The sequence below is a fragment of the Metabacillus litoralis genome, assembly GCF_007994985.1.
In the GTDB taxonomy this organism is placed as follows: domain Bacteria; phylum Bacillota; class Bacilli; order Bacillales; family Bacillaceae; genus Metabacillus; species Metabacillus litoralis.
This window is the reverse complement of sequence record NZ_VOQF01000001.1, coordinates 165,892-189,790: the sequence shown is the minus strand read 5'-3', so window position 1 is coordinate 189,790 and position 23,899 is coordinate 165,892. Positions and strand designations below refer to the sequence as shown.

The following is a 23,899-nucleotide window of genomic DNA, read 5'->3' as shown; positions in this document are numbered from 1 at the left end:
ATTCAGTTAAGCTGAAAGAAACAAGTTTCGTTCCATTGCGCTGCAGACACTCGCTTTCCACGGGGAGGAAGCTGAGCCTCCTCGGCATGCCTGCGGGGTCTCATCCTTTCCTCAATTCCCGTAGGAGTCGTGTGTCTTCCGCTCCATTCCACTAGTTCAGGTGATAATATCAATTAATCATTCGCCTAATAGTTCGGTTTTTTTTTTTGCTGTCATCAATAGATTTTTTGATTTTGTATACAAATTCTAATATGTCCCAGCCTCTATTTTTATTTGTGATTTAAGTTCAAAAAGTTTTAGTTATATAGACAATCTTTGAGATCATTTAAAATGGATAGTAGTTGTTTTTTATATAATTCTCGATGTTGTTGATATTTAGCAATCATATCTGAACCGTATTTTTTTTGCATTTCATGATGCGTTAGAATATCTTGATATAAGGTCTTGGTATTTGCGGATAATACCCATGAAGGTAAGTCAATAGAATGAAAGAAATCATATACTTTAAATCGATATCCTAACGCTACACATGGAGTTCCAGCCGCTAGTGATAATAAGTTTGCATGTAGCTTGAAATTGATTGAATACACACATTTACTAAGTATATCCATCATTTCGTTTTGATCTGCTTCCCAAATAACATTTACTTTTACATCTGGTTCTAACTCATCTTTTATTTCTTGTAAAATCGAGTGATCTCTTTTCCATACACTATATAATAATATTTCATAACCTTGTAAATGAATGTCTTTTAGTGCCTTTACTAATTGTTTTTTTAATCCTTTTTCATCTTTACCATAAATTCTATTAAAATCTGTACCCCAATTAACGGCAATTGTTGGGGACTGGATTGTATTTTCCTCCACTCTGTTAATGGTAGCGGACTGTTCTTTTGTGGGAAGTAATAATCCTGGGTCTCCTGATATAAAAGTATACTTTTCACTGTCTTTTTGTAAGTGTTCTAAAGAAGCTTGAGTAAGGGGACCTCGAACACCGAATTTTTTTGCATACGGAATAATCTTTTTTAATTTTTCTTCTGTCTCTTTTGGTAAAATATTATTGAATTTTGTTTCTTTGTTATATAAAAATGTATTCATTTTCTTTTTGCTTAATTTATCAACACCACTACCCCAAACAAAAATAGGTATTTCAAGATTCATCGCTTTAGTTAAAATATCAAGGTATTTACCTCCAATGATTGAGCCTCCACCTAACACTATAGCATCATAATCATTTACCAATACTTTTTGTCCTGGAGTATATGTGTGAATAAGGAAATGATTTGGGAAAAGTGAATGACACATATCATGAAAAACATCCCACATCATATCATCACCTAAATTTCCCTTGCCAATAAAACCTACATAAAGTATTTTTTTCAAGTTTATTCCTCCTTACAGTTAATTCTTCGGGATTTTCTGAACAAGGGTTTTATAGTCATCTGTATATGATACAAGTTTACTCTTCTTCAAAATATCTTCATCAGAAACAATGGATGCATGATCATGGAAGTTTCTTCTACAATATACGTGGTTATATTTATGATTAGAGTAAATCTTGTAACCTTTCTTTTTTGCTTTCCTCATAAACACTGTGTCTTCTCTGGTAGGAAGATCAGGGAATTTAATATTGTTAAAAACCTTCTTCTTAAATGCTAAGGTGGCACCCTTAACAATTCCATTAACAAACTGATTTTCTTTACCTGGGTCTCGAATAACTAAAGCCTTTTTACTTTCAAAATAACAAAAGGTTGTAGCTTTCCCAACAATATCAGCACCAGTATTTTGAAAGGCATTCATCGTGTCGCTAAGATAATAAGGTGCATAATAGTCGTCATCATCAAATTTTGCTATATAGTTATGGCTGGTTTGTTTTACTGCAAAGTTTGTGCACTCACCTAAAGATACTTTCTCGGGTTGTTGAAAAACAAAAACCCTTGAATATTGTTGTGCTCGATCATTCCAACTATCTACATCCATATCTTCGCTATTTAATACAATAATTAACTCTTTCTTTTTCCAAACTTGTGATTCGTAATTTTGAAATACATTATCTATGAATTCAGGTCGATTTGTGATAGTAATGACTGAAATCATTGATGATCACCCCCACTTATTATAATTTTATGCAAAATCATAGTTTTAGGTTCACCTATTTCTATGACTTGCGATACCTAAAATAATAGATAAGTACCTTTATTCTCATTATCTAGTAGGGGAGTACAATCAAATTTCTTAAGAATTCATATTTTGGTATAACAAATGTAAAAAAGGAGGATTATTCATGCATATCGTATCAGCATCAGATGATAAATATGCCATACATTTAGGTGTCATGTTAACATCCTTATTTATGAATCAAGATCAAACGGAACACATCAACATCTATATAATTGATGGAAATCTATCAGAAAGTAACAAACTCAAACTACAACTCATCGTTGAGAGATTTAATTCAAGCATTCATTTCCTAGAGATTGACGACGAAGTTTTTCATTCATTTAATGAACGTAAACGGATAAGTAAGCAAGCATATTATCGTATATTAATACCTAATCTCTTAAGTACTGATATTAATAAGGCATTATATCTTGATTGTGATTTAATAGTAACTAAGGATCTTACTGCTTTATGGGAAACTAATATTGAAGACTATCATTTAGCTGCTGTCGAAAGTACCATTTCTAAGAAGCTAATTAAGTATATTTCATTACCAACAGGTTCTGGTTACTTCAATTCGGGTGTATTATTATTAAATTTAGAAAAGTGGAGAGAGGATAATACGTCTGAGAAAATCATTCGTTATAAAGAGAAACATCCTGATCAAAAGAGGTTTATGGATCAAGACGCACTAAACGCTGTTTTATATGACAAGTGGCTTAAGTTACATTATAAGTGGAATTATACAACTGGACATTGGAATAGGAGAAAGATTTATCCACAAAAAGATGCAGTTATAATACACTTTACTACACGAAAAAAACCATGGAATTCAGAACATCCATTTAAAAATGAATATTATAAATATCTCAGATCTTCTTTATTAATAAATGAATGAATGAAAAGAACATAAATTGTGGACTAACCGAATTTATTAGATAGTGGCTAGTCCTTTATCTTTTTTAAAATTCTTATTCTATTGTTTAGATCCAAACGCTTTTGTCACTTTAGGGACAAAGTTCGAAATCTTCCCAACCCTTCTACTTTTTTGCAACAATACTTTATTTGACCTTTTATACGTATGGCTATCACTATTTGATTTTCTAATATATACATAATTGTACCGACTAGTTGAATAAATTCTTAGCTTTTTCCTTTTACAAAGTCCAACAAATGAACTGTCTGTTCCAGAGCCTACTTTAGAAGGAAACTTAATTTCAGGGTAGATTTCTTTTTTAAACATCAAGGTTCCTCCTTTAAGCCCACCTTTTACATTCGTTTTTACACGCTGGTTTTCATTTCCTAGTCTTCTTATTGTAAGGAGCTTTTGTTTTTCAAAATACATAAATGATTTTCCTTTGCCAATTAGCTGTGCATTTGTTGATGCGAATGCCATCATCGCTTCAGTTAAGTAATATTCAGAGTAATAATCATCATCATCGAGTTTGGCGACAATTTCATACTTTGCTTTTTCGGTACCGAAATTTAAGCAATCTCCTAACGTCTTTTCTTCAGGAAGCTGATAAATTGAAACATTGTCAAAGGTGCTTGCTTTTTCCTCCCATTTTTGCTTATTCATTTTATCTTTATTTAAAATAATAATTAACTCCTTTTTTTGCCACAATTGTCTATTAAAATTAGAAAATATATTGTCCATCATTGAATCACGAATTGTACAAGCAACAACTGACACCATTTAGATTCCTCCAACATTCTTTTTTATACATATATGAATTTACGATGAGTTAGTGATAAATGGTGAGAAATATGTGTTTTTCACTAAGTTAGAGTACTATAAATGGTTAATAATCTATCTTTTATAGCGATGAACACCTAATCAATATAGATAATAAGGGAATAGTATATACAATTATAGGTTATATGAATTGGATATAATGTCTTATATTTGGGCTCTTTCATATATCTATATCTAAATAATTTAATATATTATTATTCGAAAAGAGCTTACGCAATTTAAAAAGAAAGGGGGAGGGAATTTGAAAGGAATAATAATTGCAGGAGGAAAAGGAACGAGATTATGTCCTTTAACGAATGTGATTTCAAAGCCATTGCTTCCTGTATACGATAAACCGATGATTTACTATCCTCTCGCTATATTAATGGAAGCAGGAATAAAAGAAATCCTCATTATTACAACACCAGAGGATAAGCATAGATTTATGAATTTATTAGGCGATGGTTCACAATTAGGAATATCAATCAAATTTAAAGTTGAACCTTCTCCAAAGGGCATTGCTCAAGCATTTATTATTGGAGAAGAATTCATTGGTAATGAACCTGTTACGTTAATTTTAGGTGACAATATTTTTTATGGTCATGGATTAACCTCACTTTTAAGAAAGGCGATTAGTTTAAAAAAAGGTGCCACAATTTTCGGTTATTATGTAAAAGATCCATATCGTTTTGGAGTCGTAGAATTCAATGACCGGAAAGAAGTTATTAATTTAGAGGAAAAGCCAGCACAGCCGAAAACAAATTATGCTGTTACAGGATTGTATGTTTATGATCATCGAGTTGTAAATATTGCTAAAAAAATAAAGCCTTCAGAAAAAGGAGAATTAGAGATTACTGATGTTAACAAAGCATATTTAGAATTAGGTGATTTACATGTTGAGTTGTTAGGTAACGGATATTCATGGTTTGATACAGGAACACATACATCCTTATACCAAGCTGGCCAATTTATCGAAGAAACCGAGAAGAACGAAAAGATTAAAATAGGTTGTATTGAAGAAATAGCTTTCAGAGAAAAGTTAATTACAAAATCTCAATTAATGAAACTAGCATTAAGTTTAGAGAAAAGTGAATACGGACAGTATTTGAAGAACTTATCGAAAAAGATAAAATAGTTAAATAATGTTAGGAGGATAACCGTGATCCCTTCTCATGATTTTTTATTACAGCCTAAAAGTGATATGGTCATTTGTTGTTTAGGAGTTGGAGAGAATCACGAAAAAGCATTACAAATTATGAAACCAACAGTTGAGTATTATGGGAAGCTTCATAATATTGATACGCTTTTTTTTACTGAAAGTTTTTTAACAACAAAATTAGCAAAAAAGAATAAAATTTTCTTACTTGCAAATCTCTTAAAATACTATAAAACAGTGATGTGGATGGATTCAGATACGATCATTGTGAATCCTAAAGAAGATATTCGTAAAGAGTTACAATCAGATCATGTTGTGTATATGACAAGTTATTTTGGAAGAAAGCCATTATTTCCAAACTCTGGTGTTATTGTGGCAAAGCGAGATCCGATGACATTTGAAATACTAGAAAAAGTATGGAATTTCAAGCGGAAAAATAAACGTGGATGGTGGGATCAGCAAGGGTTTTTAAAATTATTAGGCTTTAAAAATAGATTAGTAAAAATTCTAACATACAATGGCCCGACAAAGTATACTCCCTATATTGGATCTTTAGATGTGAAATGGAATAGTCGACCTAATCGAAAGGATGTTTCAGAAAATCCTGTTATCATGCATCATTGTGGAATAAAGTTTTGGAAAAGGATAGAAAGGATGGAAAAAAGTTATCAATTGTTTTTGAAAAATAGCAAAGATAATTAGGTGAAAATTGTTTGCAAGGAGGCTCTGATGCATGAAAAAGATAGCGGTAGTCGGAACAGGGTATGTGGGTCTTGTCACAGGTGTATGTTTGGCTGAAATCGGTCATGATGTCACTTGTATTGATGTTGATCAAGAAAAGATAGATCTATTAAAAAGTGGAAAATCACCGATATATGAACCTGACATAGAAGAGTTGATTTCGAAAAATGTAGCGAGTGGAAATTTACGTTTTAGCTTAGAAACTCAAGATGCTTATGAAGTGGATGTTATTTATATTGCTGTTGGCACACCTCAGAAGAAGGACGGATCAGCAGATCTACAGTTTGTTGAAGAAGTGGCGAAGAGAATTGCTCACCGTGTGAAAAACGATGTGGTTGTTGTAACGAAAAGTACTGTCCCAGTTGGAACAAATCATTTTATTTTGAAAATGATTCAAGAACATTTACAAGCAGAAGTCAGAGTTGATATTGCTTCTAATCCTGAATTTTTAAGAGAAGGATCAGCGATTTATGATTCCTTTAATGGTGATCGTATTGTCATTGGAGTTGAAAACGATCGTGCAGCTTTAATTCTCGAAGAAATCAATAAACCTTTCAATATTCCAATATTTAAAACTGATATTCGTAGTGCAGAGCTGATCAAGTACGCAGCAAATGCTTTTCTTGCTACTAAAATTAGCTTTATCAATGAAATTGCTTCGATATGTGAAAAAGTTGGAGCGAATGTTGAAGATGTTTCTATGGGAATGGGGAAGGATCAGAGAATTGGTTCTCAATTTTTAAATGCTGGAATTGGTTATGGAGGTTCTTGCTTTCCTAAAGATACGAATGCGCTTCTTCATATAGCCAATGAAGCTGGATATCAATTTCAAATTTTATCATCTGTTGTGAAAATTAATGAAACTCAAAAGTCAGTTCTTATAAAAAAAGCGAAAGAAAGACTTGGAACTTTTCACGGAAAAAAGATTGCTCTTTTAGGTTTATCGTTTAAACCGAATACAGATGACATGAGAGAAGCAGCTTCTATTGATATTTCAAACCAATTAGTAGAAGAAGGTGCAAACATTATAGCATTTGACCCAGTTGCAAAAAATGCTGCGAAAAAAATACTTCATCCTACTATCCAATATGTAGATTGTATAAAAGAGGCAATACAAGATGCAGATGCTGTGTTTATTTTAACCGAATGGAAAGAGATTGTACACTTTCCCATTACTAACTACGTAAAATTGATGAAACATCCGATTATTTTTGATGGACGAAATTGCTATCATTTAGAGGAAATAAGTCAGCATTCTATAGACTACTACTCTATTGGAAGGACAACAAGTAAAGGTATAGATAGATAACAATATACAATGGGAAGCTATTTTAAAAGCCTTAGAAAGGTGAATGATGTTAGTGAAAAATAAGAAGAAAGTTATTTACAAGAAAATAAAAAGGTTAAAAAGCGCTCGCAAAAAACACAACACATTTTCTACTACGAAATCACACAATAAAACCCTCACTTTATCTCCAGTACAAGATAAAAGAACCAAAAAAGAACAAGCTACTCAATCTTCTATTCATAAACCAGTAATGGAAAATCTTAATACGATAGATAAATATATATCAGACTTAAATTCAAGTAATAATGAGATAAATAAGGAAATTGTCTTTGCCATTTCTCTAAAAAGTAAAAGAGCTTCACGAAATTGGCAAAGAGTACAAAATAATCTGGCAAAAACATTAAGAACAATCTTTAACAACACAGATCAACATTATCGAATTATAATTGCAGGACATAAAAAGCCAACCATACCCGAGTTAAAACATAGTAGGGTAACATGGCTGAAGGTTAAATTTCCGCCACCACTAAACTCAAAAGGGTATAGTAGGGATAAGTTATTGAAGCGAAATGTGATTGGATCGCATTTAAGAAGAATTGGGTATACAGGATATTTTATGCCTGTTGATGCCGATGATTGGATTCATCACCGATTTGTTGAATACATTCGAAAATGTCCTAAAACAGATGCCTTTGTTTTTAATAGTGGATTTATGGTGAATGTATCCAACCAAGAAGTATGGCAAAGAAATCGATTTTATATTGGATGTGGCACTAGCCAATTGTTTTATTTTACAAATAGAGAGTTTCCTATCTCTTCAAAACGGAAGGATGTTCTAAAAACAAATTTTAAAATTGTTGGAAGACGACACGGCTCAGTGAAAACGCATCTTAGTAAGATTAATAAAAAGTATACAATGGTCAATACCCCACTATTAACATGGGTTCTTGCTCATGGAGATAATAATACGATGATAAAGAAGAAGAAGGATAACACTGTTTCAGCAAAGGATTATAATGCTCAAGGAGAAGAGTTGAGTTCTGATTTTTATAAGTACTTTAAAATAACAAAAAAATAGCCTTCTGTTGAAGGCTATTTTTTTGTTGATGTTTGCTAATAGATTAAATTAACCTTTGGTTGAACAGCAAAGACCAGTGATACATTCCTCACAAAATGGCGATCTAGTTGTACCGCCAACCCAACCAATTCCTACACAGCATTCTTGATAGATGAATCCTACATCTTCTGGTAATAGAAAAGTGAAAATAGCATCATGTGTACGATTATCTCCATCTACTCCACAAGCAGCTGATTTTAGGACTGTATCACCATCTAATTGTTCGAATTTAATTCCATCAAAAGGAAATTCTCCGCTTGAAACAAAATCAACACTAACAGCTTGGGTGCTAATTAAATTTCCATCTAGAAAATACTGAACTGACCCTACAACTGGTTCGTCCGGAAAAAATTCTAAAGGACATCCGAAGCCAACCGTAAAGTGACTTAAATCTGGGAATTCACCATTTGAACATTCTTCTAAGGTTCCAGTTACGCGGTAACTAATCACACCCGCGGAAGCATCACCCAACCATTCAAAATCATAATAATCTAGTGAAACTGTTGAAGTACATGGCATATTTATCAATCTCCTTTAACTATTTTATTCATAATATTGTATTCATCATAAAAAAGAATGTATATACGCTCGTCTAGAAAATAGAAAAAAGTATAATCCAAATATTGCTTAACAACATAATTTGTAGAAAGGAGAGTGTTTAATTTTGAATGAACAATCTAATATGAAACCAAAGTTAGGAATATGTGTTGGTAGAAGTACTAAAACAACTAGAAGAACGTTTAAACGCTTAGCTCAAAGAAGAATCTCTATGCTAGAAAATGATTTATTTGATGAAATTATTGTTTTTACATTAGAAAATCTAAATATTGAAACTTCCACTTTAAAAGGACAGATTTATAGAAAAAAAGACAATAAAATCGTAATAGAGAATGGAGCTTTTTCAATACCTGATGTCATTTATATGCAAAGTGAAGTGAATCATTGTGAATTACAAGAGATAGAAAAGTTAATGCCTGGTAGAATCTTTAATAATCATTTTTATAACAAGTTTGAAGGAAGTCAGATTTTATCAGAAAATAAATCACTAAGAAGCCACTTACCCCATTCAAGGATGTTAAATGAAATAGATGATCTTGACGAAGCTTTAGAAGAGTTTCATGAATTTTATTTAAAACCAATTAGAGGTCATAGTGGCAAAGGAATCATCTGGGTAAAAAAAGATGAAGATCATATAAAAATAGAAACGGCTAAAAAAACAAGTGCTGTTAAGAATAGTAAAGAAATATGGAACTTATATCCGAAGGGATTTTCAACTGGTAAGTATATGATTCAACAAGGTATACAAACAGCAAAATGGAAAGGGAAATCAACGGATATTCGCTTAAACATGAATAAAAATGGTATTGGTGATTGGGATGTAAGTCTATTGGTAGGCAGAATTGCGTTAAAAAAACCGTTTGTTTCAAGAGGATCAGATAAAAACATGCTTATGTATATTGAACCATTTTTAAAAGAAATGTTTCTTCCTGAAAAAATCATAACTATGAAAAAATCTATTATTCAATTAGGACATGAAATAGGAAAAACGTTTGATGATTCAAGCTATCATATGGGTGACATAGGAATTGACCTTGGTTTAGATCAACGAGGGGATTTATGGATATTTGAAGTGAATCATTTACCATATCCTATTCGTAGTTTAAAGGATCAAGATCTCTCATTCACTCGACCTTTTGAATATGCCTATTATTTGTCACAAAGATAACCATTATAAAATAAGGCTCTGTTAAACTTTGTGGTTGATTTCCGTTACAGGCATTCGCTTTCCGCGGGCGGTCCGGAAGCCTCCTCGGCGCAAGCGCCTGTGGGGTCTCCCTTTGACACGCTTCTCCCGCAGGAGTCTCATGCCTTTCACTCCAATCAACCAAGTGCTAAAAATCAATCTTAAGCTTTAACATAGCTTAAAATAATAACACCCACAATCAATATTTTTGCCAAATTATAGGTAAAAAGCCGTACCCAACTGTACATTTGTGCATGTAATGAATTATAGTGTCTCAAGCTTTGTATCAGAGGGGGGAAATGGGTATGGTAACGATTGAATATCACAATAATCCAGAAGAAATTCGTATTTCTAAAAGCTTGAAGAATGAGTACGGTATCGTGCAACATCGAATTATTCTTAAAATCGGAAACTGGTCAAAAGAATATTTGGTGAAAATGGATGATGAGCTAGCTGAGAATAATATAGGAATTCCAGTTGACATAACGAAAACCCTTACGATTCCAAGTGAAGTTCCTTTTGAAGTGGATTTAACTGGTCGAACACTCCGCCTTGGTCCAGTTATTGGCTTTGTCGCATATTCTCATAAAAAACATCTATCACCAAAAAGATTAGAACGTATGAAAGGCCGCTTTTCCAGTTATTCAGAAATAGGTGGGCTCATTTTTATCTTTGCTGCAAAAGAAATTGATGCGGAGAAAAAAGTAATTCATGGATATTACTACAATCCAAACGGTGACAAAGTAAACACTAGATGGATAGCTGGTACGTTTCCTTATCCTGATGTTGTGTACAAAAGACATCCTATTGATACTGATAGGTACAACGATTTAATAGCACAAATCGGCGATAAAGTTATTAATTCTTATTATTTTTGTAAAGGTGAAATAAATGAATATAGCTTAGTAGACAATGAGCTAGCTAAGTATTTTCCTTATACAGAATCCATAAGTGATGTTGAACAAGTAGAAAAATTCATAGATCAATATGGCTCTGTTTACGTCAAGCCTCGTGACGGTGCTGGAGGGCAAGGGATATTTCATATGACTAAAAATGAACAAGAATTACTAGTTGTAACGAATCGTAATAGAGAGAAAACCGTATTAAATAACAAAGATGATCTGCAATTGTTTCTAAGAAAGTTAATGAATAAAAAATATATCATCCAACAAAGTGTTTCTATTTCTCGAGAAAATCAAAATGTTGATTTTCGCATTTATGCTCAGAAAAATCACCTTAAAGAATGGGTTTGTCAAGGAATGATCGGAAGAGTGTCTAAAAAAAATACAATCATTACAAACTTAAAATACGTAGAGAAATTATTATCTGGAGAAGAAGCAATAAGATTTTTATTTGAGGGAACCGCTGAAGAAGTGAATATGATGAAACAAAAAATTTATACTACTTGCATCGATTTGTGCAAAACATTAGATAAGACAATCGGCAATTATGGTGATGTTGCAATAGACTGTATTATTGATGATCATTTCAATATCTGGATTTTAGAGGTTAATAAACTTTACGGATATGATAGCTTAATAAAAATGAAGAATCGCCAATTAGTTAAGACTTTACGCACAACTCCGTTTCATTATGCAAAATCATTAGCAGGATTTTAAGTTAAAGGAGGGATAATGACATGACCAAACCTTATGTTGGAATCTTACTGGATGGAATTAATTATGGAGGAATTAAAAACCAAAAATTAACATACGAGCAACTATCTTTATATGAAGAAGCTGCGAAACATTATGGCTTAATTCCTTGTTATTTTAGGTTAAAAGATATTAGTGAAGATTGTGATTATGTTCATGCTTATGTGATGGAAACCGGCGGTAAATATGAAAAACGAACACTACCTGTTCCTACAGTTATTCATAATCGTGCCTTACATTTTACACAAACTGCTGAAGAGAAAATACATCTCTTAAATGATAAAGGAATCAGTATTTTTAATAATTGGAATCGATTTGGAAAATTAAAGATTCATCAAATTCTCCAAGTTAATGAAGATATACAACCGCACTTACCAGAAACAGTTAGAGCCAGCGAAGTGAATCTTCACATGATGTTAAAAAAATATAAAGATTTAATTATAAAGCCAAACAACAATAGTCTTGGTAGCGGTGTAATCAAGTTAGCTAAAGTTGATGTGGAAAATTGGGAAATGTTTTTTTACAAAAAGCAAGAAAATACACTACACAAAGAAGTTTTTACAACAAAAGACTTCCCCGTAATCTTAAAGAGAAAAATCAATTCTAAAATCAACTTAATTCAAGAACGAATTCCATTAGCAACATATAAAGGAAGTCCTTTTGATTTGCGCGTATCTGTTCAAAAAAACGAGAAAGATAAATGGCAAGTAACAGGAATTGTTGGAAAAGTAGCTCAACTTGGCGGACATGTAACAAATGTTGCAAAAGGAGGAACATGTAAAACGCTAGAGGAATTGGTAAATGAGTTATCTCTTGACTATAAAACGGTATATAAAAATATCGAGTTTTTCTCGGAAAAAGTTGCCTCAAACCTTGCAGCTAAATTACCAAAGCTTGCTGATTTAGGCTTAGATATAGGAATGACAAATGAAGGATTTCCAATGTTTATTGAAGCGAATTGTCGGGATCTCAGAATCACATTTAAAAATGCTGGAATGAATGATGTTTGGAAATCGACTTATTTCACTCCCATTGGATATGCTAAATACCTTTATGAGCATGAAATAAAGGAGTATGACTGATGAAACCCCTTTTATTAAAAGATATTGTGAGAGAAATTGATGGATCACTAGTTAAAGGATATGAAGAAAGTACCATACAAAAAGTGGTGAAAAGACAAAGTAATATTGATCAACATGTTTTATATTTTTGCCTTGCTCCATATGCATGTAATTGGGATTTGTTAAAAACAAAACAAGGCTATAGCATCGTTGTTGACCACTTAACTGGGGAAGAACCAATTCACAAAGATGTAAATATTATCTTAGTGAATGATTGTAAAGAAGCTTATTGGAAATTTATTTGTTATTATCGAAGTTTATTTGATATTCCTGTTATCGGCGTAACGGGAACGTGTGGTAAAACGACGACAAAGGATATGATTAACCATATTGCAAAAGAAGATCTAATGGTTCATAAAACCTTTCAAAGTCAAAACGGATTGCACTTGAATCATGGGTATTTGTTTGGATTAGATGACTCCACACAATTAGCAGTGTTTGAAATGGGTGTCGCCTACAGAGGAAATGTTCGTAGTAGCGGGAGATATTTTCGACCAACAGTAGGTGTGATCACAAATATTGGCGAAGCACATCTAGAAGGATGTAGAACACTTGAAAATTATATTAAAGCTAAAGCAGAAATGCTAGAGGCGTTATCTTACAAAGGAATGCTTATCATAAATGCTGACGATGAAAACATAAAGAAAATAGATATGTCGAATTATCAAGGGAAAATCATTTCATTCGGAGTGAACGAGGAAGCAAATTATCGAGCTAATAAAATTTCCTATGCAAATGAGGGGATGAACTATACACTTCTGAACTCTGGTAAACAATATACAGTTTTTATACCTGGATACGGCGAACATAATATTTTTAATAGTTTAGCAGCCATTGCAGCTTGCCATTCTATAGGAATTTCAATAGAAACTTGTATAAATCGACTTCAAACTTTTCGCACAATGTCTCGTCATGTGAAAATTTATGAAGGTTATAACCAAAGTATGGTCATTGATGATACGTGGAGCTGTAATCCAAGCTCAGTTAAAGCTGCTATGCAAGTATTAAAGAATATTTCTAAAGATAAAAAGGAAATATTTGTTTTAGGTAAGATGCAGAGACTTGGTAAACATTTGCAAGAGCAGCATATTAAAATAGGGAAAACATTTATGGAAATGGGAGGGCTAGACTATTTAATTACTGTTGGAAGTCATGCGAAATTAACTGGGATGAGTGCTATAGAAAATGGGATGGCTGCTTCAAAAGTAATAATGGTAGATAGTGCTAGTGAATTAGATTCTGTGTTAGAGAAACTTAGCGGAGAAAACTCATGTATTCTCTTCAAAATGTCACTTGGAAAAATGAAAAGCGAATATCGCCAAGTTGTCGTAAAATATCGCCAAGCATAAAATGGAGAATTATGGAACATGATACCAGGCATTTACACCAAGAGAAATGACATCCAAAGAGAGGTTGTGTAATCAGTGAAAATAAAGTGGATGAAAGACAGCAATATTAATGAAATTTGGATGAATCCAAAAACAATAAGTAAGTATAATTTTGTAGAAAAACAACAGATTCCCATCACTTATGGTACGTTGAAAGTACTGAAGGAACTAAAAGGAAATAATACATTACAATATAATGAAGTTGGAGTGTCACCACAATTTTCGCAATCAATAAAATTACCAGATGATGTTGAACTTCATGTTCAAATAAAAAATGGCGGAGTGCAATTTGGACCCTTAATTGGCATGTTACTAAAAAAGAAGTTTGAAAAATTATCACAAAAAAAACTAGAACTATTAAAAGAGAGGATTCCTAATTCTGATTTTGATCATGGAGTTGTTTTTGTTGGGGCTCTTGACTCAATCAATGAAACAAATAAATTGATAAAAGCATATTATTATACGAAAGATCATGAGTGGAAAGAAGGAATATTTCCGCTTCCTACTGTTTTATATAATCGAGTTTATATAAAAAAAAATCAACTGAAGTTATTAAAAAAAGGTGTAAAAATGCAAGTGATTAATAATTGCTTAATGTCAAAATCAAAGCTGTGGAGATTACTGTGTAAAGATTCTTCTATAAATCAACATCTACCTTTCACACAAAGCTTGAGAGATGTAAATAGCTTTATAGTTATGGTTAACCACTATGAAACCGTGTATTTAAAGCCGACAAATCTTTCAAGAGGTAGGGGCATTCTTCAAGCAAAGAAAATGAAATTAGGATTTCTCATTAAAGACACAAACACCCGAGAACAAATTTTATTTACAGAAAATGAATTAAGTCATTTTATCGAAACATTAACAAATAAGCATCCATATATTATCCAACAAGGTGTTCCGTTCACTTATGAAAACAGTTTAGTAGATTTTCGAGTGTATATGCAAAAGGATGAAGCCAAAGAATGGAATTGCTCTGGTATTTATGGGCGAGTTTCGAAACCAAACGAAGTAATTACTAATTTAAAACATAGCCAGAAGATTGTCCCAGTTGAAGATACATTAAGAAAATATTTTACTCTTGACCAAGATAGGTGCAATAACGTTCAAACTCAAATGATTCAAGTTTGCAAAAATGTTTGTGTTTCACTTGAAAAAAGAAGGCAATCACTTGCAGATGTAGCGATTGATATTGTTCTTGATGAGCATCTAAAGGTGTGGGTTCTCGAAGTTCAAGTAAATTACGCAGATGATGAACGTTTATATCATTTACCCGAGTCAATTTATAAAAAAGTTTGGCAAACTCCACTTTACTATGCAAAAGCACTAACTGATTTTTAAGTAAGGCTATTTTTCTGATGGATAGTAAATTAACCTAGTTTCCCGTTAGTAACAATGTAGGTAACAAATAAAAGTAATATTCTAAGAAGAAAAGATGCCACTAGACTTTATATGAAGCTGTTTTCTTCGTATGACGAAAAACAACAAAGTTTACCAGAGCCAATTTATAAAGGAGAGTAAAAATGAAACCAACCTATTTACAAGATCTATTGCCTTATATGAAAGGAAAAGTAATAGTTGGCGAAACAAATCCCCTTATACGACATGTGATTAAAATCCCAAAATATTCTTTACTCAAAGATCATACATTATACTTTCATAATAAAGGAACTTTATCTTTAAAAGCATCAAATCATTTTAAGCAGCTTACAATTATTACGTCAAAGCCTGATTTATTACTAGATGCAGGAAGAAACGTGACGATTGTTTTCGTGAAAAATGTAAAAACAGCTTACTGGAGATTCGTTGATTTTTATCGAAATACTCTTAAAATACCTTTTGTGGCAATCACCGGTACTTGTGGAAAAACGACGACAAAGGAAATGATTAGTTGGATTTTCTCACAAAAATTCAATGTGTATAAAACCATTCGAAATGAAAACGATCCTTCTCGTCATTTAGATTATTTGTTAGGAATTAAACAATCAGATGATCTAGCGGTAATGGAGACAGCTGTAGCTGTTCCAGGACATTTAAAACGAGCGTATCAATACTTTAAGCCACATGTTGGAATTTTGACATCTATTGGTATTGATCATTTGAATGGATTTCCAGATTTAGATTCTTATATAAACGAAAAGCTGTCTATCTTCTCTTTAATCGACTCAAAAGGAACAGTTATTGTAAATGGTGATGATGATTCTGTAAGAAAAATAGATTTAAAGAAGATGAAGAAAAAAATTGTAACCTTTGGAATGAATGATAACGCAGATTTTAAAATTGCAAAAATAATGTACGAACAAAATAAAATGAAATTTCAATTAATCTATGCTCGAGATTCTTATATTTTTGAAGTGCCAGGCCTAGGAAAACATAATGTATATAACGCAACAGCAGCCATAGCGGCAGCATATCAGCTTGGAATGAGTATTGAAAGTGCTGGCAAGCGTTTAGCAAGTTTTCCTTTATTACCAAGGCATGTGGAAATAGTAAGAGGAATAAACGGATCTACATTAATAGACGATACGTGGAGTTCGAATCCAACATCAATAGAATCATCTTTAGATGTATTATCGAATGTTGCTAAAGGTAAAAAGAAGATTGCTGTGTTTGGGGACATTAAATATTTAGGAGACAAAACGAGTGAAATTCATACACTAGTAGGTGATATTGTCGCAAAAGAAGAGATCGATTACCTGATCACGATTGGAAAAGAAGCTGAGTTGATTGGTTTACAAGCGATAAAAAAAGGTATGGATAGTAAGAAAATCTTACATTGTCAGGATCCTACCAAAGCATACAAGTTCTTATCAGATACAGCTGATGAAGATTCAATTATTTTAATTAAAACATCGATGTTTCAATCTTATAAAAAGTTCGTAAATTCACTTAGAGTCAAATAAAAAACACCGCCTATTTTAGTATGGAGCTTACAATATAGGCGGTGTTTTTTCATGAAAATTAGCTAATGCTTTCGTATAAAGCATATTTTGTAATCGTGCATAATACATAAGATCTTTCCGTTTGCATACTGTCGCAATTCGGTGGTCAGGATCTTCATTATTAATTTCAATAATCCATAACTTATGATTTTTATCAATACCAAAATCAAAACCAAGATTTCCACATGTAATAAGATGTTGTTCTAGTTTATTTGCTGCTTTTTTTGAGATAGAAAGTATTTCTTCGTATAAAGAATTAGCCAGCTCTTCACTTTCTAATAGTTCTATAAGGGCTTTCTTACCTAATTGAGGTTTGCCTCCACTTGTAAGGTTACTAACCGAACTCCCTTGTTTTCCATATCTTGCAAATAGACCGCCATTTTCCCATTCTCTTTCTTGATTTCTTATAAAAATGAATCTAAAGTCTACAACTCTTTGATTTGCACGGATAAGATTTATAGATTCTTGAATAAGGTACTCGTTTTTTCTTAAAAGTCGTTTTAAGAAAAGGATAAATTCTCTTTTTTGATAAAAAGTTTGTGTGATTGTTTTTCTTTTAACTTCATATTTTACCGTCACACCCTGGCTATTATATGATAACCATATGATTCCCTTAGCGAACGTACCACCTATAGGTTTTAAAAATGCATTTTTATAACTTCTTAAAAATTGTAAAATATCTTTCGGAGTTTTACATAAACGAGTTTTAGGTAGAACGTTTTTTAAAGAAGGATCAGAGGAAAACCATTTGTACATTTCCCATTTATCAAACGTAGGAAAATTACAAATGTTCGACTTATAATAAAATGATAAAAACTCCCATTGTTTATTCATTTCAACTTTACATTTATTAAACAAAGAAGAAGGTAGAGGAATATTTTCTGTGTGTATCCACTCTTGCATTTGGGGATTATAAATAAATCCTTCAGAGATTTCTTCATTTTCTACATTTACTGAATCTAAAGAGAAAGCAGCAATGCTACCACCTATTTTTTCATAATATTTAACATAACTATCTAAATCACTTAATCTACGAATTAAACCCTTTTTAGTTAAGTCAGCTATTATTCCGATATATGGTCCTAATGTTATTGTATCTTGATTAAAGGTTATTTCGTATTCACAGAAAAGCGGAATGCGAAAATGGTTGATTACCTCTTCTGACAAATGGATCTCATTATTTTTTACCCCAGGTGTACGTTGAATCTGTATTGTTACAGTTTTTTCTCCGAACGATAAAGAAGATTCTATACACTTAAGATCCATCATTAGGTCATTGTGTATTTTTAGAATAGTTGATTTCCCTGTAAAAGGGACAATTTTATATCGTTTCATGATCATCACCATTGTTGGAAATAGAGAGGGATTTTATCCATAGCTCTCACTATTACCTTAATTTCAGAGCATAAAGTTCTAATTGTTCAATAGGACGAAACTTTTCTTTAAAACGGCGTAAACCTTCTTGGTTATTGTCACTACCAACATGTAACATGGTTAACCTGGGATTAATGGAATACATTGATTTTGCAAATTCGGTATATAAATATTCGGAGAGTCCTTTATAACCAGGAAGTGTTTTTGCGATACAACCCCATGAAATACCATTGGGTAAAATAGCACCTGTGACAATTCCAACAATTTTCCCATCAACTGTTGCAACATAAATCTTCTCTTGAAGAGCTTGGTAATAGTGAATAACTTGATGAAAGAGATTATGATCTGTTATGACTTTGTATTTCTGCCCAGAAGTTTTATTCCATATTTGCTTTAATTTTTTGACACTTTTATAATCAGTTGGTTGATATTCACGAAATAAAATTGTCGGATGTTCACGTTTTAATTTATTTCTTAAGCTTCTAATTTCACTAAATTCTTTGCCTTTTAAATGAACCAACTTAGGAACACTCCAAATTATCTCCTTGCTGTCGTATTTTTTGTAAAAGAAGTTTTCTTTGAATAAAGGAGACGATGCTAAGAATTGAAATTGACGTTCATTTACTAAGTTAACGGTAGCACTATTTTTTTGTTGATGAATGTAATTCCATTGTTTGCAAAGAAGTAAGCTTTTTTTTGTTACCTTTATAACATGATTCTCGTTTCCTTTACCAAAAGGTAAGCACCAAACATACATATATAATTTTTTTGTCATGATGAAGGGGACTAACATATGGTCAATAATTTTCCAAAAGACCTTTATGTTTTTTAGCTGAGATAGACTCCAAATATAGGTGAAATTAGATGCCCATAATCCTGTAAAGTAACTAGATTGTTGAATGAATTTACTAAACAAATCATAATCCTCAATCTTTATTTCCTTAAAAGAATGTTCCTTTAACCAATTATTATCCAAAAAGTGTCCCTCCATTAATCAGGGGTTTATTTCTTATTAATATAGGTATGTAATAGAGATAGAAAATGAGTATGTTTTTGACTAGAAGGTAAAAGAAAAGCAAAACCCAATTAAAACACAGCGTATGACTTTATCAATTAAATGTAGATATTATTAGTAGCTTGTATAGAAATCGTTGCGTCTTAAATTGTTTGTTAATTTAAGCAGAGATCAGTCTTAAAAAAGTACTATGATAAGATTCTTATGATGTTCAAAATAATTTTGTACCATGCCATGGTACAAAATTCCATAATTATTTAGTCACTTTTTATAGTACAATGAATGTTACAATATTAAAATTTTGTAAAGTTTAACTTATTAAGGCTTTACAAACGGTTTTTAAAATGTTAATGAGCTGTTTTCGCAAATTTTGTTGCTTTTAATACCTGAGAAATCAGTAGATGCCACCATTTCTTCATAAAAGGGTATCCTTATTTGCGAAAATAAGTTTTTGTTACATAGCAACATTCTTTCAGAAAAGAGCACTGTTAAAAGAAAAAACTGTTTAATAATTTACATCGTTAGGTGTGGTTACACATGTGGAGACATAAAGTATTAATCTTGATATCTAGTTTGTTAGTAGTATGCTTTGCTGTATACTTTTTTCTTTCATTTTCTTATCAATCAAACATGATCAATATTGAAACCTCAATTAAAAATGAAGCAATATCTTCTAGTGATACAGTAGATAAATCTTTAACTGAAAAAAAGGATATATCTAAAGAAAAGACGAATGACACTATTTCTGAAGAAGAGAATTCTAAAGATTCTGAGCTTAAGAGTAAGGAACAAGTTGAGGTTGTTTCAGGTAATCTTGTAGCTGAAGAAGGAAAAGAAGTTGTTGAGGTCGAGACTGAAAAAATAAATAAAGTATCAGAAGAGATCAAGGAAAAAGTTAGGGGGGTAGTAGAAGGAGTCTTCAAATTATTTGAAAAAGATCTCCATGTTGTTGCAATCGGTGACTCACTTACGCAAGGTGTTGGAGATGAAACAAAAAATGATGGTTATGTTGGAATCTTAACGAACACATTTGAAGATAATAACATAAAAGTCGCAATTGAGAATTATGGTAAAAGAGGAAATCGCACAGATCAATTAGTAAAGCGGCTGGATAAAAAGAAAATCAAAGCATCAGTTGAAGAAGCAGATATTGTTTTAGTAACAATAGGTGCCAATGATATTATGAAAATTGTTAAAAGTAATATTATGAACCTTCAAATGAAACCTTTTAATGATGCGAAAATAGACTATCTTGAGAGACTAGACGTTATCTTTACTAAAATTCATAGCTTAAATCCAAACGCGAAGATTTATTTAATTGGTTTTTACAATCCGTTCGATCGTTATTTTGGTGACATCGAGGAAATGCAAATGATTATTGACGATTGGAATAGCTCAGGACAAATTCTTACACAGCAATATGATTATGTAAATTACATTCCAATCGCAGATCTCTTTAAAGATTCCGACATTGAACTATTATCAGAAGATCATTTTCATCCAAATTCAAGTGGGTATAGCCTTATGGCCAAACGGATTTTAGAAAATATAGAGGAAATTAGTGTGGAACGGGAAGAAATTACCGAAGATATTGAATAAGGTTTACCATTAAAAAAAAGAAAAACCACTCCATTGCTTACAATTCATGTAAACGAAGGAGTGGTTTGTTTTTGTTTTTTTTGATTTCTATGGTAAAATATTCAAATTAATACAATGCTATTTTAAAAGAATTACTTTTTAGTTGTGTTAATTGTATGTAGGAATTTACATTGTCTGATCGGAGGCTTCAAGATGAAGAAGATTACTTTGATTTTAACTGTTTTAAGTGTTTTAATACTTTCAGCTTGTGGAAAGAATGTTGAATTTGGTGTGAAAGGTCATATTTTAGAAATAGAAGACTCAACAAGTAGTATTGTTGTTGGAACTGGAAATGGAGATCCAACAGCAACCTATCCAGCATATACTATTTTTGTAACAAAAAATACCTCGTTTTCAGGGGATGTTCAACAGTTTTCAGATTTAAAAGTAGCACAACGTGTACAAATATCAATTGAAGGGGAAAAGGAAATAGATAAGGTTGAAGGTGATATTGTAGCAGCCGATATCTCTGTAGACTAATTGTTTACTATTGTTCTGTAAAAAAGAGGTAAAGCATAATCAAATTAATCAATTCACAAAGATAATAAATCCATAGTATTCTAATATATTTAATTATTAATTAGTCTAGTTTGGAAAATAAGCTCGTTTCATTGCGCTGTAGACACAAGGTTCTCCTGTGGGGTCTTAGCCTTTCCTCTACATCCGAAGGAGTCAAGTGTCTTCCGCTCCATTCCACTAGTTTTTATAAATAGTATGCAAAACCATAAAATCTATTGATGATAGCAAATATCGACCCGAACTTTTAGGTGAGAGTTAATTGAACTAAAACATAATAATTCGGGATGATCTTTAGCTTACCCAATTGCCTCTAATGTTTCATAATAACGCCTTGACACCTTGTTTCTCCCAGCATTTTTCGAATCATAAAGTGCTTTGTCACAGATAACGTAAAGTGATTCCATCGAGATATTCTCCGTAGGAACAACTGTAATAACACCGATACTTAACGAATATTCAACAGACATTTCTTCAAGAGTATATACTTTCTTAGAATTTAGCATTTTCTCCGCAAATATTGAAGATTGGTTTTCATCAGTATTGGGAAGTAAAATAGCAAACTCGTCACCACCATATCGGCCAAACAAACCATCTTGGGTCATTTGTTGAAAAATGTGGGAAGCTATATCTTTAAGTACTCGGTCACCTACTTCATGTCCATGCTGGTCGTTTATCTGTTTAAAGTGATCAAGGTCGAAAAGAAGTAAAGAAACAGGTTTTTGTATTTTTTGATAGTGTATTAAGTATTGTTTTGATTGCTCGATAAAACTTCTACGATTTAAGGCATTGGTTAGATCATCATATTTAGATAATTTTATTAACTCTTCATCAGCTCTTTCTTTTAACAGTAAAATGAACCCGATATTACCTAAAATCATTGATAAATAAAGGGATAGGAAAGATAGACTTTGAGTAATACTTGGTGTAAACAATCCCATTGCTTGATCATTTAAAGCAGAAATGCCCCTAAAAATAAGAGAAAACAGGATGAGAAAATAAAGAGTGCCTAATACTTTTTTTAATGGTGTTGAAGATTGTTGAAAAAGTAATTTATAAGTAGGTAAGATGATGACTATGGCAGAGCCAATGGACGCAAAGGCAATTCTTACATTCTCTAAATTGTAAAATAGAATAATGATATGAAAGCCAATAAGATTGATTAGCGTCAAGTAAATGTAGAATTTTTTTACACGCTTAGAAAAGACTTGCAACAGCAATAACACTGAAGCTATTTCTAATGAGAGACCAACAAACAGTAGACTGTTGGCTAGTGAGATCGAAAAAATGTCAGGAATTCCACCTCTAATAGTTAAGAAAAGCCACGCAATTGCTTGTATGCATTTTGCAGCAAAAAAAGTATTCAAGGTTTTATTATGTTTATGTTGCTGCCAATAAGCAGATATTAAAAACACAGTAAAAAAATTACCGCACACTAATGTAATGAAAATGGTCTTCATATCTAGTAGTAAATTCATCGTCTTCACCATTCGAAAAAATTTTATTATGTAAATAGAATACTTCCTATCAAGAATTATAATCTGATTAAATTTATTAGTAAACAAAAATTAATATTGTGAAGCATTGAGTCTTTTTAAATAAAGTGGTTTAAATAAATAGTATTTGGACATTTTAGATATATCTAGTTAATTCATTATGTCGAGGTGCTACTAACGTATGACTTCAAGAAAACACAAAATCTTTAATACTTTAATGATGGGTCTACCATGGTTATCCACTTTGTTTATAGGTAAGCGCAGTATTATGCGCTATTCTTTATCGAGTGTTGTAATAGGAATTTATGAAATCATAAGTCATCTAATTGGTCGAAAGAAAAAGTATTGGAAATTCTATGATAAACCTCAAAAATTTATAAGAGATGAACTACCGTTTGATATTGGTCCATATGTACCGGTTTCGATGTGGATCCTGAAATATACTTATGGAAACTTTAAAAAGTTTGTCCTTGTTAATGTGATTTTTAATATATTCTTTGCTTTTATTTTTATAGCTTTTCTAAAGAAAATTAAAATTTTACGTTTATATCGATTAAATTATTTTCAATTTTTTATATACATACACTATAAAGCATATTTATTATATGCAGTTCAGTTTTTGGTGGAAAAAGTGAAGCGAAGAAGAGGGATGTTGAGTGCTACAAAGAGGGATGGGAATTAAAATAATAACAAAATAGAATTTTTTTGACGATACGTTCAAATATTTTTCACGATACGTGGGCAAAAAGAAAAAGAAAAACAAAAACAAAAACAACAAAAGAACTTTTAACCCAATGCTAAAATAAGCGAAGAA

The 23,899-nt window shown here is 31.9% G+C and carries 21 protein-coding genes; 14 read left to right on the top strand and 7 right to left on the bottom strand.

Annotation, left to right across the window (positions count from 1 at the left end; all coding sequences use genetic code 11):
- Nucleotides 1-296 precede the first annotated feature (296 nt).
- Together FS935_RS00965 and FS935_RS00960 are read right to left on the bottom strand one after the other, a co-directional pair.
- On the bottom strand, nt 297-1,382 hold the full coding sequence (locus tag FS935_RS00965; protein WP_146945663.1) for a polysaccharide pyruvyl transferase family protein: 1,086 nt from the start codon (nt 1,380-1,382) through the stop codon (nt 297-299).
- 18 nt (nt 1,383-1,400) lie between these two features.
- Nucleotides 1,401-2,096, bottom strand: a complete 696-nt coding sequence (locus FS935_RS00960; RefSeq protein WP_146945662.1) for a glycosyltransferase family 2 protein — start codon at nt 2,094-2,096, stop codon at nt 1,401-1,403.
- A gap of 187 nt (nt 2,097-2,283) precedes the next feature.
- On the opposite strand from FS935_RS00960, the gene FS935_RS00955 reads away from it, so the two are divergent.
- Nucleotides 2,284-3,057 (top strand): glycosyltransferase family 8 protein, encoded by a 774-nt coding sequence (locus FS935_RS00955; RefSeq protein ID WP_146945661.1) that lies wholly within the window; start codon nt 2,284-2,286, stop codon nt 3,055-3,057.
- A 78-nt stretch (nt 3,058-3,135) separates the two neighbouring features.
- Here FS935_RS00955 and FS935_RS00950 read toward each other — a convergent pair whose 3' ends face one another.
- Nucleotides 3,136-3,855, bottom strand: coding sequence for a glycosyltransferase (locus tag FS935_RS00950; protein WP_146945660.1), 720 nt, complete (start codon nt 3,853-3,855; stop codon nt 3,136-3,138).
- 301 nt (nt 3,856-4,156) lie between these two features.
- On the opposite strand from FS935_RS00950, the gene rfbA reads away from it, so the two are divergent.
- The 4 genes from rfbA to FS935_RS00930 are packed head-to-tail and all read left to right on the top strand — an operon-like array spanning nt 4,157 to nt 8,157.
- Nucleotides 4,157-5,029 (top strand): glucose-1-phosphate thymidylyltransferase RfbA, encoded by an 873-nt coding sequence (rfbA, locus tag FS935_RS00945; RefSeq protein ID WP_146945659.1) that lies wholly within the window; start codon nt 4,157-4,159, stop codon nt 5,027-5,029.
- Between the two features lie 24 nt (nt 5,030-5,053).
- Complete coding sequence (locus tag FS935_RS00940; protein WP_146945658.1) at nt 5,054-5,752, top strand: putative nucleotide-diphospho-sugar transferase; 699 nt, start codon at nt 5,054-5,056, stop codon at nt 5,750-5,752.
- 31 nt (nt 5,753-5,783) lie between these two features.
- Nucleotides 5,784-7,100, top strand: coding sequence for a UDP-glucose dehydrogenase family protein (locus tag FS935_RS00935; protein WP_146945657.1), 1,317 nt, complete (start codon nt 5,784-5,786; stop codon nt 7,098-7,100).
- A gap of 52 nt (nt 7,101-7,152) precedes the next feature.
- Nucleotides 7,153-8,157 carry a hypothetical protein gene (locus FS935_RS00930; RefSeq protein ID WP_158638488.1) on the top strand — a complete coding sequence of 335 codons (1,005 nt, stop codon included), beginning with the start codon at nt 7,153-7,155 and terminating at the stop codon, nt 8,155-8,157.
- A 48-nt stretch (nt 8,158-8,205) separates the two neighbouring features.
- Here FS935_RS00930 and FS935_RS00925 read toward each other — a convergent pair whose 3' ends face one another.
- Nucleotides 8,206-8,715: a hypothetical protein gene (locus tag FS935_RS00925; protein WP_146945655.1), complete on the bottom strand. Its 510-nt coding sequence runs from the start codon at nt 8,713-8,715 to the stop codon at nt 8,206-8,208.
- Nucleotides 8,716-8,860: 145 nt separating this feature from the next.
- Here FS935_RS00925 and FS935_RS00920 point away from each other — a divergent pair, with 145 nt between their 5' ends.
- The 6 genes from FS935_RS00920 (at nt 8,861) to FS935_RS00895 (ending at nt 17,007) form a co-directional block, all read left to right on the top strand.
- Nucleotides 8,861-9,922: a YheC/YheD family protein gene (locus FS935_RS00920; protein WP_146945654.1), complete on the top strand. Its 1,062-nt coding sequence runs from the start codon at nt 8,861-8,863 to the stop codon at nt 9,920-9,922.
- Between the two features lie 323 nt (nt 9,923-10,245).
- A complete protein-coding gene (locus FS935_RS00915; protein WP_158638487.1) occupies nt 10,246-11,559 on the top strand; it encodes a YheC/YheD family endospore coat-associated protein in 1,314 nt (437 codons plus the stop codon).
- Between the two features lie 20 nt (nt 11,560-11,579).
- Nucleotides 11,580-12,677 carry a YheC/YheD family endospore coat-associated protein gene (locus FS935_RS00910; protein ID WP_146945652.1) on the top strand — a complete coding sequence of 366 codons (1,098 nt, stop codon included), beginning with the start codon at nt 11,580-11,582 and terminating at the stop codon, nt 12,675-12,677.
- Nucleotides 12,677-14,065: a Mur ligase family protein gene (locus tag FS935_RS00905; protein ID WP_146945651.1), complete on the top strand. Its 1,389-nt coding sequence runs from the start codon at nt 12,677-12,679 to the stop codon at nt 14,063-14,065. The genes FS935_RS00910 and FS935_RS00905 overlap by 1 nt, the downstream gene beginning before the upstream one ends.
- 75 nt (nt 14,066-14,140) lie before the next feature.
- On the top strand, nt 14,141-15,445 hold the full coding sequence (locus FS935_RS00900) for a YheC/YheD family endospore coat-associated protein (protein WP_158638486.1): 1,305 nt from the start codon (nt 14,141-14,143) through the stop codon (nt 15,443-15,445).
- Nucleotides 15,446-15,627: 182 nt separating this feature from the next.
- The gene (locus FS935_RS00895) at nt 15,628-17,007 is read left to right on the top strand and encodes a Mur ligase family protein (protein WP_146945649.1); all 1,380 of its coding nucleotides are present in this window, start codon (nt 15,628-15,630) and stop codon (nt 17,005-17,007) included.
- A gap of 27 nt (nt 17,008-17,034) precedes the next feature.
- Here the strand turns inward: FS935_RS00895 and FS935_RS00890 are convergent, their stop codons facing one another.
- Nucleotides 17,035-18,381: a YheC/YheD family endospore coat-associated protein gene (locus FS935_RS00890; protein WP_158638485.1), complete on the bottom strand. Its 1,347-nt coding sequence runs from the start codon at nt 18,379-18,381 to the stop codon at nt 17,035-17,037.
- Nucleotides 18,382-18,433: 52 nt separating this feature from the next.
- A complete protein-coding gene (locus FS935_RS00885; protein WP_158638484.1) occupies nt 18,434-19,396 on the bottom strand; it encodes a phosphatidylglycerol lysyltransferase domain-containing protein in 963 nt (320 codons plus the stop codon).
- Between the two features lie 576 nt (nt 19,397-19,972).
- On the opposite strand from FS935_RS00885, the gene FS935_RS00880 reads away from it, so the two are divergent.
- Together FS935_RS00880 and FS935_RS00875 are read left to right on the top strand one after the other, a co-directional pair.
- Nucleotides 19,973-21,034 carry an SGNH/GDSL hydrolase family protein gene (locus FS935_RS00880; protein WP_240050773.1) on the top strand — a complete coding sequence of 354 codons (1,062 nt, stop codon included), beginning with the start codon at nt 19,973-19,975 and terminating at the stop codon, nt 21,032-21,034.
- A gap of 192 nt (nt 21,035-21,226) precedes the next feature.
- Nucleotides 21,227-21,553, top strand: a complete 327-nt coding sequence (locus FS935_RS00875; protein WP_146945646.1) for a hypothetical protein — start codon at nt 21,227-21,229, stop codon at nt 21,551-21,553.
- Nucleotides 21,554-21,888: 335 nt separating this feature from the next.
- Here FS935_RS00875 and FS935_RS00870 read toward each other — a convergent pair whose 3' ends face one another.
- Entirely contained in the window at nt 21,889-23,067 is a 1,179-nt protein-coding gene (locus FS935_RS00870; protein ID WP_158638483.1) for a GGDEF domain-containing protein, read from the bottom strand.
- Between the two features lie 199 nt (nt 23,068-23,266).
- On the opposite strand from FS935_RS00870, the gene FS935_RS00865 reads away from it, so the two are divergent.
- Nucleotides 23,267-23,767 carry a hypothetical protein gene (locus FS935_RS00865; protein ID WP_146945644.1) on the top strand — a complete coding sequence of 167 codons (501 nt, stop codon included), beginning with the start codon at nt 23,267-23,269 and terminating at the stop codon, nt 23,765-23,767.
- Nucleotides 23,768-23,899 lie beyond the last annotated feature (132 nt).

Bases quoted from the DNA above. Each gene is read 5' to 3' on its own strand.
- FS935_RS00910 (WP_146945652.1), top strand. From the start codon at position 11,580: ATGACCAAACCTTATGTTGGAATCTTACTGGATGGAATTAATTATGGA.
- FS935_RS00875 (WP_146945646.1), top strand. From the start codon at position 21,227: ATGAAGAAGATTACTTTGATTTTAACTGTTTTAAGTGTTTTAATACTT.
- FS935_RS00870 (WP_158638483.1), bottom strand. From the start codon at position 23,067: ATGAATTTACTACTAGATATGAAGACCATTTTCATTACATTAGTGTGC.
- FS935_RS00915 (WP_158638487.1), top strand. From the start codon at position 10,246: ATGGTAACGATTGAATATCACAATAATCCAGAAGAAATTCGTATTTCT.
- FS935_RS00905 (WP_146945651.1), top strand. From the start codon at position 12,677: ATGAAACCCCTTTTATTAAAAGATATTGTGAGAGAAATTGATGGATCA.
- FS935_RS00925 (WP_146945655.1), bottom strand. From the start codon at position 8,715: ATGCCATGTACTTCAACAGTTTCACTAGATTATTATGATTTTGAATGG.
- FS935_RS00935 (WP_146945657.1), top strand. From the start codon at position 5,784: ATGAAAAAGATAGCGGTAGTCGGAACAGGGTATGTGGGTCTTGTCACA.
- FS935_RS00890 (WP_158638485.1), bottom strand. From the start codon at position 18,381: ATGAAACGATATAAAATTGTCCCTTTTACAGGGAAATCAACTATTCTA.
- FS935_RS00955 (WP_146945661.1), top strand. From the start codon at position 2,284: ATGCATATCGTATCAGCATCAGATGATAAATATGCCATACATTTAGGT.
- FS935_RS00895 (WP_146945649.1), top strand. From the start codon at position 15,628: ATGAAACCAACCTATTTACAAGATCTATTGCCTTATATGAAAGGAAAA.
- FS935_RS00865 (WP_146945644.1), top strand. From the start codon at position 23,267: ATGACTTCAAGAAAACACAAAATCTTTAATACTTTAATGATGGGTCTA.
- FS935_RS00960 (WP_146945662.1), bottom strand. From the start codon at position 2,096: ATGATTTCAGTCATTACTATCACAAATCGACCTGAATTCATAGATAAT.
- FS935_RS00950 (WP_146945660.1), bottom strand. From the start codon at position 3,855: ATGGTGTCAGTTGTTGCTTGTACAATTCGTGATTCAATGATGGACAAT.
- FS935_RS00880 (WP_240050773.1), top strand. From the start codon at position 19,973: ATGTGGAGACATAAAGTATTAATCTTGATATCTAGTTTGTTAGTAGTA.